The organism is Algivirga pacifica (assembly GCF_039543525.1).
Lineage (GTDB): Bacteria > Bacteroidota > Bacteroidia > Cytophagales > Flammeovirgaceae > Algivirga > Algivirga pacifica.
Window position 1 is genome coordinate 1 of the sequence record NZ_BAABJX010000015.1, and the last position, 12642, is coordinate 12642.

Below are 12642 nucleotides of genomic sequence, written 5' to 3' on the forward strand. Positions count from 1 at the left end.
GATAACCGATAACCGATAACCGATAACCGATAACCGATAACCGATAACCGATAACCGATAACCGATATTACCTCAAGTCCTTAATCGCAAACTTGTCCATATCATCGTAGTCAAGGTTCTCCCCTGCCATACCCCAGATAAATGTATAATTGGAAGTGCCTGCTCCCGAGTGCATTGACCAGGCAGGAGAGATCACCGCTTGTTCATTGTGCATCCACAAATGTCTGCTTTCTTGTGGTTGTCCCATAAAATGACATACGGCCTGCTCCTCAGGTAGGTCAAAGTAAAAATACACCTCCATACGGCGATCGTGTACATGTCCAGGCATAGTGTTCCACACGCTGCCATTTTTCAACTCTGTCATGCCCATTTGTAGTTGACAAGTGAGAATAGTACTGTTGACCAGTAGTTTATGTATGGTGCGATGATTGGAAGCTTCCCTGCTTCCCAGTTCAACGGTAGGACAGTTATCCTTGGTAACTTTCTGGACAGGGTACTTTTGATGGGCTGGAGTAGAGTTGATATAGAACTTGGCAGGATTCTTAGGATCAAGGCTCTTGAAGAGCACTTGCTCATTTCCCTTGCCAATATATAAGGCCTCTTTATGCCCCATTTCTATCACCTGATCGTTGACCTCTATTACGCCGTCTCCTCCTACGTTAATAATGCCCATTTCTCTTCGCTCCAAAAAATAAGAAGACTTTAATGGATCGATCGCTTGAAGGGATAAGCTATCCTGTACAGGCATAGCCCCTCCAGCAATGTATCGATCATGGTGGGTATATGTCAGGTGAATTTGATCTTCTTCAAAGATTCGCTCAATAAGAAATTCCTTTCTCAACCGTTCCGTGTCATACGATTTTACGTCTTCCGGATGATTTCCATATCGGGTGTCGTATTTCATAATGTTTTAAGGTATTAAAGCAATCGATTGCATTTGTTTTTAAGTATATTATTGGGCTCTTTTAGTCTTGAATCGTTGTAATAATAGAGATAAATCTATGAATAGTCAAAATGTTTTCTTTTAAATTTTTGATTTTAATGCAATCGATTGTATTTTTCTATCGTTGAAGCGATAAGCGATAAGCGATAAGCGATAAGCGATAAGCGATAAGCGATAAGCGATAAGCGATAAGCGATAAATCATAGACAACTCAAAAAAATAACCACGATGAACTTTATTATCCACGATGACTTTATGTTGCAGACAGCGACTGCCCGTCGTTTGTATCATGAGTATGCGAAAGACCTGCCAATTATTGACTATCACTGTCATTTGTCTCCTCAGGAGTTGGCGGAAGATGGGAACTTTACTAACCTGACAAAAGTATGGTTGGAGGGGGATCATTATAAATGGAGGGCGATGCGTGCCAACGGCATTAAGGAAAACTATATTACAGGAGGGGCTAGTGATACAGAGAAATTTAATCACTGGGCCAAGACGGTTCCTTATACCCTGAGAAACCCTCTTTTTCACTGGACACATTTGGAGCTGAAACGTTATTTTGATGTCGAAGAATACCTGACACCTGATTCAGCTGCTAAAATCTACGCAGCTTGTAATGAGCGACTATTGCTTCCAGAGTATTCAGCAAGAAAACTTCCTTTGAGGATGGGGGTAGAGATGATTGGTACGACGGACGATCCCTTGGATGACCTTGCAGCCCACGCCCAATTGAGAGAGGAAGGGTATGAGGTACAGGTCCTTCCTACTTTTCGTCCGGATAATTTGCTGAAAATCGAGCAAACCGATTTTTTTCAGTCGTATGTGAGGCGTTTGGAAGAGGTTAGTGATTATGCCATCACTACAATAGGAGATCTGTGGACGGCAATGGAGCGTAGGATAGATTATTTCCATAAGATGGGGTGTCGATTATCGGATCACGGCCTGCCTCACTTATATGGAGAAGAAGTGGAGGAGCACGAGGCTGATCGTATTTTTCAAAAGGTATACCAGCAAGGAAAGAATTGCGAGGATTCAGAAGCACACAAGTTCAAAGCCTTTTTATTGGAGTGCCTCGGCAAAGCTTACCATCAAAGGGGGTGGACACAGCAGTTTCACCTAGGACCTATCAGAGATAATAATACCCGTTTATTACAACAGGCAGGAGGAGACTGCGGAGTAGACTCCATAGGGGATTTCCCTCAAGCGTTAGCCATGACAAAGTTCTTTGATAAGCTGGATCGGGAAAATCGTCTAGCGAAAACAATCATCTACAATCTAAATCCTGCCGATAACGAAGTGTTTGCTACTATGATTGGCAACTTTCAGGATGGGGAGATCGCCGGAAAGATACAATGGGGGTCTGGTTGGTGGTTTCTGGATCAGAAAGGTGGGATGGAAAGGCAGTTAAATACCTTGTCGCAGATGGGATTATTATCCCGTTTTGTCGGTATGCTTACCGATTCCCGTAGTTTTCTGTCTTATCCAAGACACGAATATTTCAGGAGAACACTTTGTAACCTCTTGGGAAAAGACATAGATGAAGGATTGCTTCCTAATGACCTCAACTGGATTGGTGGAATGGTAAAGGATATTTGCTATTACAATGCGAAAAACTACTTTGATTTCTCAAGTGCATTGACGGCACAGACCCAGGGTGGTTTTGTTCATAATGTTTAATAGGGCTTCGCCCGTTCATGATGTTTAGATGTTTGTGTTGTACAATAAATATATACACACGATTTTATGCAGCTTTCTGCTTTGCACTGTTTCTTGTTCGACTCCTTTTTGGAAAACAAAGGAGACACGGTCGCCTACAGTGATCCTTAAACTAGATGATTTATGGTATGAGGATGGATTGGTGCATCCCGGATGGGTACAGGTTTTCCAGTTTCTAAAAGAGGAAGAAGTACAGGGGACTATAGGGCTGGTGTGCAATTCTTTGGAAGAAGGAAGGGATGCCTATTTCCAATGGATCAAGGATCGTAAGTCAGAAGGGCATGAGGTTTGGCATCACGGGTACTGCCATTGTAAGCCTGTGGTGAAAGAGAAAGCGGAAAGGGAGTTTAGAGGGACAGACTATACCTATCAATACGAGCATTTGTCCAGAGCTAGTGAATTAGCAAAAGAGAAACTGGGGATTACGTTGAGAACTTTTGGAGCTCCTTACAATTCTACGAATGAGCATACGGCCAAGGCATTGGATAGCCTGCCCGAAATTAAGGTATGGTTGTACAAAGAAACGACAGTACCGACCAGCAAACAGGTCCTTAAACGTATTCCGGAAGTAAATATAGAGTATCCAGTGCATGTTCCTGACTTTTTGAAATTTAAGGAGGGGTATGAAAAATACCGTTCTGAGAAACTACTGGTAATTCAGGGGCATCCTCGTAGTTGGGTGGAGAATCCTGAAAGGTTTGAGGAGTTTAAGCGAATTGTTTTATTTCTAAAATCGGAGAAGGTACGGTTTACCACACCCTATGATTATCATATGGGCATGGAATAATAGGCTTGCTGAACTACTTTCAATCTAAGAGCTTGTTTGGAATACGCCTTCAGATAGAAAATTCCTCTAACCACTGTTCAAATTGACTCAAATTTTCGACAAATAGAACCACTATTATTCTCAAATTTGAATCAATTTGAACAGGTTATAGAAATTTTCTCTATCTAAATCAGTATTTCAAACAAGCTCTAATAACTTTACCGATCGCTCCGTTTTTTGTGTGCAAACTTGATAAAATGACAAAACAAAAATCTACAACCATACATGATATAGCCGATGCGTTGGGAATCAATAGCTCTACGGTATCTAGGGCCTTGAATGATCATCCCAAAGTATCGGAGAAGACAAAGAAAAAGGTGAGGGAAATGGCCACTCAGCTCAATTATCGTCCCAATGTACTAGCGTCCAATTTAAGAACTAGTCGCTCGGGAACCATAGGCGTGATCGTTCCCTTTATCTCTCGCTATTTCTTTTCTACTGTAATTGCGGGTATTGAAGAGGAGGCCCACAAGGCAGGGTATAATGTTTTGATTAGCCAATCCAAGGATCGTCTGGAACTAGAGAAGAAAAACATCAAGACAATGATGGATAGTCGGGTAGAGGGAATCTTGATCTCACCTGCCTTGGAAGGAACCGATGGCCAACATATACAGGAGGCATTGGATCACGGCGTACCGGTATTTTTCTTTGATCGTTACCATGAGGGCATAGAAACTACCAAGGTACTGATGAATGATAGAAGTACTGCCAAGGCACTGGGGCAACATCTATTGCAGGAAGGAGGAACGCATTTTTTATTACTGACAGGGCAGATGGATAGTAGTATCTATAGAGATAGAGCGGCAGGAATCAAGGATGCCTTGGAGAGTACAGGAAGAGATTGGGCTACTCAAGTGACCTCTCAAAAGATCCCCCTTACTGTAGAGGGAGGAATTGAGGCGGTAGAAAATAGTCTAAAGAAAGGGGAAGTCTTTGATGTGGTTTATGCCATGAATGACCTAGCAGCGATAGGGGCAGTACAGGCTTTATTAAAAGCCGGAAAGAAAATACCCGAGGACTATATGGTCGTAGGATTTAGTAATGAACCTACCTCGGAACTGATTCACCCTTCCATTACGACTGTCAACCAATCTGCCTGGACTATGGGCAAAACGGTAACCCGTAAGTTGGTAGAACAGCTAAAAGATAAAGAGCTATCGGTTGCTAGTGAAACGACCATTTTGAAAAGTGAGTTGGTGATACGCACCTCTTCCTCCAAAAGGAATTTGGAAAGGTAATAGAAATATTCTCTATCAATAGAACAATCCTGATCTTACATGATATGCGTGTGGGGTCGGGATTTTTTGTTTTTTATAGGAGTTAATATTGAAGCGGTGGCATTATGTATGTTTAGAGACCCCATTACATGGAATCTCTAAACTGTATATTATTCCGTAGATAGCGACAGGACTAACCTAAATCCTTACATATAAAACAAAAGCGAAAATGAATATTCGTTGGCTTTTATATTATCGTGTCGATACGAAAAAAAAACAACTAAACACCATGAACGAGCGAAGCTCAATTCAACAGCATGAACAAAAAGTACTTGATTTGAACTATTCCACCTCTATATAGAACTATTCTTCCCCCCTGAATCATTATTCTCCCCTAGTAGAACGAAATAACCACCTTTAATAAGGGTAGGTTTTACACCTTTGAAATGTTCTCTCGCTTCAACTATAGTCTTGAATCCAATAGAAGCGATGGGAGTTACTGATGAAATCATTTTTATAACACATGAATCATGAGACAATTTTTAAAAGATAAACTGGTGAGTAACCCCACTGGGGCTCGGTGGGTAGAGGTATTACTCGTCTCGTTTATTACTGCAATGATTTTATTTGTCATTTACCTCATCTGATCGCTTAACCCAGTGAGGAATTCTTTACTTAAGAACAATAAAAACACACATGAAAAAACTATTGCTACTATTAACCTTCATGGCATGTACCATGTCATGGCTGTACGCTCAGCAAGTACAGGTACAGGGAACGGTTACTTCCTCTGATGATCAAATGGGACTACCTGGTGTTAATGTATCGGTAAAGGGTACAACCAAAGGAACTGTCACTGATATGGATGGGAAGTTCTCCCTATATGTGGATAAAGGAGTGACACTAGTCGTAAGTTACATTGGTTACAAAACCAAGGAAGTGACTGTTGAAAATCAAAGTAACCTGGCCTTGACGTTAGAGGTGAACCCAGCACAACTTTCAGAAGTAGTGGTTGTGGGGTATGGTACACAAAAACGAAAAGACCTGACAGGAGCAGTATCTTCTATCGATGGAGGAGCCCTACAAGATATGTCTGTGCCTAGAATAGAGCAGGCGTTGGCCGGAAGGGCTGCCGGGGTGCAGATTTCGACTACAGATGCTTCTCCTGGTGCTGGGATGAATATCCGTATCAGGGGTGATAACTCGATTAATGCTAACAATGCTCCATTAGTGGTGATTGACGGCTTCATTGGAGGAGATTTGAGTACGTTGAATAACGCAGATATCGAGTCATTCCAGATCTTAAAGGATGCTTCGGCGACGGCAATCTATGGTTCTAGAGGGGCAAACGGGGTAATTATCGTAACGACCAAGACAGGTAGGGAAGGAAAGACAGAAGTAGCCCTTACGGCAGAATATGGGGTGCAGCAACTGTCCAAAAAGTTAGACCTAATGGATGCGGGAGAATATTGGGCCGTGAGAACAGCCAATGAGCAAGACATTGATCGAGATAGTTGGGAAGTAAGCAATGTGGATACGACTGGAGTAGGTACAGACTGGCAGGATGCGATCACGCAGGAAGCTGTGGTACAGCGTTATAACTTGAGAGTAACAGGAGGTGGAAGCAGTACAAGATACGCCGCTTTCTTTGACTACTTCGGACAGGACGGATTGGTGAAGGGCTCGGGTTATGACAAAGGAACTTTTAGATTAAACCTGGATCATGATGTAAGCAATAAGTTGACGGTAGGAACAAGAATGGTATATTATAATGCTTCCACGAACAATACCTTGGTCAATGGAGGATATGGTTCATTGGGTGGGCCAATTACCTTGAATGCCTTGCGTTTTCCTCCTATCATCCCAGTGATGAGCGAAGAGGGAGACTATAATATCTTCTTCAATAATTCTTCTCAGGTAGATAACCCGGTAAAAGTGGCTGACCTTAGAATGAAGGAGCAGCAAAGGGATTACCTGAGGGTGAGTGGATACTTGGAGTATGCCTTGATTCCTGACCTGAAGTACCGACTAAACGTAGGCTATTTGACGCAGAATCACAACGGGCAAGAGTACATATCTAAAGAACTACAAGCAGCATTAAATGAGGGGATTGCACGTATCGATAACTGGACTTCCAGCCGTTGGTTGGTAGAGAATACATTGTCGTATACAAAGACGTTAGGAGAAAAGCACAACCTCAATGCGCTGGTTGGATTCACTACCCAGTTGGACGAACGTTTTCGTAGTGGCTTGGCTGTTTCCGGATTCTCTACGGAAGTGTTGTCAGTCAATAATGTAGGTGTTGCAGAGAATGTTCTGGGCAGTTACTCGGAATTGACCGAGTCGAAACAAATGTCTGTACTGGGTAGATTGAATTACAGCTACGATGGAAAGTACTTGTTGACGATGACAGGACGTTCTGATGGTTCTTCTGTATTCGCTAAGAATAACAAATGGGCTTTCTTCCCTTCGGCATCCATAGGATGGAATATTAATGAGGAGGAGTTCTTGAAGTCAGTAGATCAAGTGAGTACGTTGAAACTGCGTGCTGGTTACGGTGAAAGTGGTAATCAGGCCATCCAGCCTTATCAATCCCTGGCAAGCTACGGAACCGGAATTATCTATACCAAAGGATCAACACAACTGAACAACGGTGTGGCTCCAGAGCGTTTATCTAACTCCAATCTGCGTTGGGAAACTACGGTACAAACCAACATTGGCTTGGATATGGGCTTCTATAACGAGCGCTTAACCGCAACGATGGACCTTTATCGTAAGGAAACTAATGACTTATTGTATGAAGCAAGATTAGCCCCTAACTCAGGATTTACTTCCCAGTTGCAAAACATAGGAAGTATCGAAAACAAGGGATTAGAATTGAGTCTTTCAGCTAGGTTAATAGAAAAGAAAGATTTTAGCTGGGATGTATCTGGTAACGTATCTTTTGTAAGAAACAAGATTCTTGATCTGGGAGCTGATTCGTTGGTGGTCATGGATATCTCTGGTGGAGCGATGGGAGGTGGATTCCGCGAAAATGGCGCCTTGGTGGTAGGACAGCCATTGGGACAGATCTATGGCTATGAGTATATCGGGATCTATCAGGATCAAGGAGAAGTAGATGCATTGCCAAGAGCAGGTGCAGCCCCTGGACGTCCGAAGTATGCAGACATCAATGGAGATGGAGAAGTGAATGCTGATGACCGTACGGTAATAGGTAACGCATTACCTGATTTCTACTATGGCTTGTCTACTAATTTGACGTACAAGAATATAGGATTAAATGTTGTGTTGAGAGGAGTGCAAGGGGTGCAGGTAGCAAACCTTGGAAAAGTAAACCTGCTTAGACCGGGCGGGTTGAATAATGGCTTGAGAGAAGTGATGGACTACTGGACACCAGAAAATGGTAGCAATGATATGATTGCCGTAGGCCAAACTTGGGATGAGATGTCTTCTCGTTTTGTAGAGGATGCGTCTTTCCTGAGAGTACAGAATATCTCCTTAAGCTATAATGTGCCATCTCAGTGGTTGGAGAAAGCAGGAGTAAAGTCATTGAGACTTTATGCCAATGCGGTGAACTGGTTTACATTCACAGACTACTCAGGGTATGACCCAGAGGTAAACTCCAGACAGAATGACGACTCCAATTATCAGAATAATGTGCAGAGAGGTATTGACAATGGTGCTTATCCGGCTGCAAAACAACTGATGTTTGGTCTGAACCTATCCTTTTAATCCTATAAAAACGTAACATGATGAAAAAAACAATCAAATATATAGTAGGTGCTGCGGTACTGGCACTATCCATGGGAGTGACTTCTTGTTCGGATTTTCTGGAGGAAGAACCACAAAGCTTGTTGGCCCCGGAGAACTTTCCGGCTTCGGCAGATGATGCTGACCTTATTTTGGGAGGTATGATGCAATTGATGGATGATTATTATCAGAGAGACTTTTTCTTGTCAGTCGCAGTGACGAGTGATGAGGTAGATGCGAAATACACTAGTGGAGACCGTTATGATATGGATCACTTTACTTATACGGCTTCCAATCAATATTTCAGAGATGTTTGGAGAGATGGCTATAAGGTGATCAGCAGCGCCAATACGATGATTAAGGATATCCCAGAAACCACTGAATGGGGAAAGCAATACCTGGCGGCAGCGAGGTTCTATAGAGCGATGAACTACTTTCACCTAGTAAGAATGTTTGGTCCAATTCCATTAAGAACGAAGCCAGTGGAAGCCCTGGAGCAAGCAAGTCAAGTGGATAAGGAGACGGAAGAGGGGATATATACCCAAATTGTGGAGGATCTTACGTATGCAGAACAATATCTACCCGTAAGTTGGGCCGGAGCAATTGATGATGGTAGACCAACCATGGGAGCAGCCAAGGTGCTGCTGTCAAAAGTGTATATCACCATGGCAGGGTATCCATTGAAACAAACCGCATACTATACCAAGGCAGCAGAGAAAGCCAAGGAGGTAATTAATGCAGGAACCTATAACCTGGTCAATGATTTTGGCGATTTGTTCAAGGTAGCAACGGAGAATGGGCCGGAACATATTTGGTCTATCCAATACTCTGACCCTAAGGATGGAGGTACGATGATGACGACACAATCAAGACCTTCCGGAGGAGGAATCAAGGAAGGAGGGTGGTATTTCTGGAATACTTCCGTAGCCTTCATGGATACCTTTGACGATATGGATGCGCGTAAGGCGGTGACTTTCTTGGCAGAGATCAAGCAGATGGTTGACGGAGAGGAACAGGTTATTACCTATATCGATTGGGGAGGAGGAGATCCATTGAAAACAAAGCCTTGTCTAGGAAAATATCAGGATTATGGAGAAGGAAGGTCTTTCAATGATGAAGGAAAACGTACAGGGTTGAACTTTCCAGTATTCCGTTTGGCAGAGGCCTACCTGATTTTGGCTGAAGCATCCAACGAAGCAAATGGTCCTTCAGCAGAGGCTTATGATGCCATCAACCGTTTGAGAACGCGTGCCGGTATGCCAGCTTTGTCTGGACTGGATCAGTCAGGATTGAGAGCAGCAATACAGCAAGAATGGTCTTTTGAGTTGGCACATGAAGCCAAGAGACGTTTTAACCTCCTACGTTGGGAGCGATTGGATGAGGTAATGTCTCAGGATGAGCACGGGAAAGTAGGCTATCAGCCTAGTATGAAGTACCTGCCTATTCCACAGGACGAGACAGACCTTTCAGGCATCGAATAGTTGAGTGCGATGCTGTTGTAATGCTTGGTTTATCGGTTATTGCTTATCGTTTATATTTTATAAGTGATAACCGATAAACGAGCAGATCGCTAGTGGTCTAAACACTAAGCTTTCTGATAGAAATAAAAGGACTACTTCCAAATGGATAAAGGAGGAAGGAAGAAGGAAGAAGGATAAAGGTATAGGAGTTTCTGGATAATAATCCTTCTTCCTTAATCCTTAAACTGTTTGAAAGTAGCACTCAGTTATAAATTTACTTAGTAATCAATCCACTAGTTTATAGTAACACTATCATAGAATAGAAAAGGCAGACACTATATGCCACGAAGAGTTTGCCTTTTCCTTTCGAATACACTCCATATAGCGCATCTGGGGAAAGATATTCGGTCAAGTACCGAATTCCTAAATGTAGCACCTTTCACGGTGTATTTATTACCAATGAACAACCTAAAAATGATTTCTAAATTATGGAGTAAAAACTTGTGGTTGGGCCAATGGTTCGCCCTGACTACACTACTATTTGTTGGAGCCCTTAAAGGGTATGCGGGAACAATCTATAACTGTAATACAGTAGCCGAAATTAGGACTGCGATGAGCAATGCAGGCCCCGGCGACGAGATAGTCATTGCCTCAGGAGTATATGAGGCATCGGGAGTTGCAGTATCGGGTAGTTCCGCCTATTTCTATGCCAATGCCAATGGAACAGCGGCTAATCCCATTATCATTAGAAGTGCCTCTTCTTCTTCCCCGGCTACCTTGAAGGGAAGTAATATCAGTAGCCTGACCGTACTGCGGATAGAAGGGGATCACTGGATTGTAAAGGATCTGAAAATTACCAATGGTCAAAAAGGGCTAATCTTTGATAACTCAAACTATAGCCAGGCCATTAATTGTGAAGTATATAATATCGGTTATGAAGCCATCCACGTTAGGGATGGATCTGATTATGTAACCATTGATGGTTGTAATGTACATGATACTGGTAAGTCCAATGCAGGATTTGGAGAAGGGATATACATTGGAACAGATAAGGGGTCATGGAGCAATTACGACCCATACGTAAATTATACGACGGTCAAGAACTCTATTATTGGACCGAATGTAGCGGCAGAAGCCTTCGATATTAAGGAGGGAACAAGTGAAACGGTGGTGGAGCACTGCCAAATCGATGCGGCAGGACTTTCAGGGTCCAATTATGCCGATTCATTTATTGACCTGAAAGGAGTGAGAACCTATATCCGATGCAATACATTCTACAGGAACAATGAATCCAACCTGACTAAGGGGATTGCAGCTATCGATAGGGGAGTTGCTTTGTCCAGCGATGAGCATGCCATTTACAACAATACATTCTATATGAACGGAGCTTCCAATAATATCGTAGAGGCTTATTCAGGAACCAATGATGTATATGCCTGGGACAATAGTCGAGTGCCATCAGGGGATCTGTATAGTAGTAGAATCGTGGACCAGTGTTGTCCTTCCTGGTTTACACCAACATCATCTTGTGGAGTGGCTCCAACGCAATATACCTTGTCCATTACCGCAACGAATGGTAGTGTGAGCAAAAGTCCGAACAAAGCTACTTACAGTGATGGAGAGCAAGTGACACTGACGGCTACACCGAATACGGGTTATCAGTTTGATGGATGGAGTGGTGCAGTAAGTGGAACCAACAATACCGTAACCCTTACCATGAATAGCAATAAGGCAGTAGTGGCCAACTTCTCTCAGGATACCTCTGGGTCGGGAGGTGGAGGCGGAACACCACCTTCTTCTGATATAACACTGGAGTATGAGGAAGGAGATGGTAACCCTGGTAGTAATAGTATGCGTCCTTATATCAATTTGGTAAATAATGGTAGCAGTGCTATTCCTTATAGTGAGCTGACGGTACGATACTGGTTTACGGTAGATGGAGCCGGATCACCTGTATTTAATGTAGACTACGCACCAATGGGTAAAAGTAACGTAAATGGAAGCTTTTCAGCAGTGTCAGGAGGTAGTACGGCAGATTATTATATGGAAGTATCCTTTACGGCCGGAGCAGGTAGCCTTGCTGCAGGAGGAGAGTCGGGACGCATCAAGCTTAGGGCAACCAAGAGCAACTGGGCGAATTATGACGAGACTAATGATTACTCCTACGATGCATCCAAAACATCGCTGACTCCCCATTCCTTGATTACTGTTTATCGTAATGGAACATTGGTGTGGGGTACAGAACCTTCTGCTAATAGTAGAATGGCAACGGTATCAACGGAGGTCTTGACCGTATATCCTAACCCATCCAGAGGAAAGATTTTATTGAGAGGGATTTCTGCAGGAGAAGAAGTGACCTTGGAGTTATTCGATTTTACGGGAAAGAAAGTGCAGGAAGTCAAAGCGATTTCTCAAATAGCCACGTTGGAAGTTGATCTGACTTCACATTCCAAAGGGATGTACTTGTTAGGCGTTCAGCAAGCAGGGAAACGTACCGTTTTTAAAATTTTTAAAGAGTAGAGTAATGTTGAGGCCGCTTGCGCGGCTGGTTGAGTAGCACTGTGTGCTGTTGAGTTGTGCTTCGCACGTTGAGAATGAGTAATACGGAAAATGCTCAACGGAGCAACGCTCCACTCAACAGCACACAGTGCTACTCAACCAGCTGCGTAAGCAGCCTCAACTAAAGCCATCTTCTCTTATTCACATAGATTAAAAGTATTATTGAAA

7 protein-coding genes are annotated in these 12642 nt (G+C 43.0%); 6 read left to right on the forward strand and 1 reads right to left on the reverse strand.

Features of this window, described 5'->3' with window-relative positions; all coding sequences use genetic code 11:
- Positions 1–67: 67 nt before the first annotated feature.
- Positions 68–904: a 5-dehydro-4-deoxy-D-glucuronate isomerase gene (kduI, locus tag ABD985_RS03425; RefSeq protein ID WP_345369211.1), complete on the reverse strand. Its 837-nt coding sequence runs from the start codon at positions 902–904 to the stop codon at positions 68–70.
- 267 nt (positions 905–1171) lie between these two features.
- On the opposite strand from kduI, the gene uxaC reads away from it, so the two are divergent.
- The 6 genes from uxaC (at position 1172) to ABD985_RS03455 (ending at position 12435) form a co-directional block, all read left to right on the forward strand.
- On the forward strand, positions 1172–2623 hold the full coding sequence (gene uxaC / locus ABD985_RS03430; RefSeq protein WP_345369212.1) for a glucuronate isomerase: 1452 nt from the start codon (positions 1172–1174) through the stop codon (positions 2621–2623).
- A 28-nt stretch (positions 2624–2651) separates the two neighbouring features.
- On the forward strand, positions 2652–3449 hold the full coding sequence (locus ABD985_RS03435) for a DUF2334 domain-containing protein (protein ID WP_345369214.1): 798 nt from the start codon (positions 2652–2654) through the stop codon (positions 3447–3449).
- A 236-nt stretch (positions 3450–3685) separates the two neighbouring features.
- A complete protein-coding gene (locus tag ABD985_RS03440) occupies positions 3686–4726 on the forward strand; it encodes a LacI family DNA-binding transcriptional regulator (protein ID WP_345369216.1) in 1041 nt (346 codons plus the stop codon).
- Between the two features lie 675 nt (positions 4727–5401).
- Entirely contained in the window at positions 5402–8437 is a 3036-nt protein-coding gene (locus ABD985_RS03445; protein ID WP_345369217.1) for a SusC/RagA family TonB-linked outer membrane protein, read from the forward strand.
- A 17-nt stretch (positions 8438–8454) separates the two neighbouring features.
- Positions 8455–9936, forward strand: a complete 1482-nt coding sequence (locus tag ABD985_RS03450) for a RagB/SusD family nutrient uptake outer membrane protein (protein ID WP_345369219.1) — start codon at positions 8455–8457, stop codon at positions 9934–9936.
- A gap of 438 nt (positions 9937–10374) precedes the next feature.
- Positions 10375–12435 carry a cellulose binding domain-containing protein gene (locus ABD985_RS03455; protein ID WP_345369221.1) on the forward strand — a complete coding sequence of 687 codons (2061 nt, stop codon included), beginning with the start codon at positions 10375–10377 and terminating at the stop codon, positions 12433–12435.
- Positions 12436–12642: the final 207 nt, after the last annotated feature.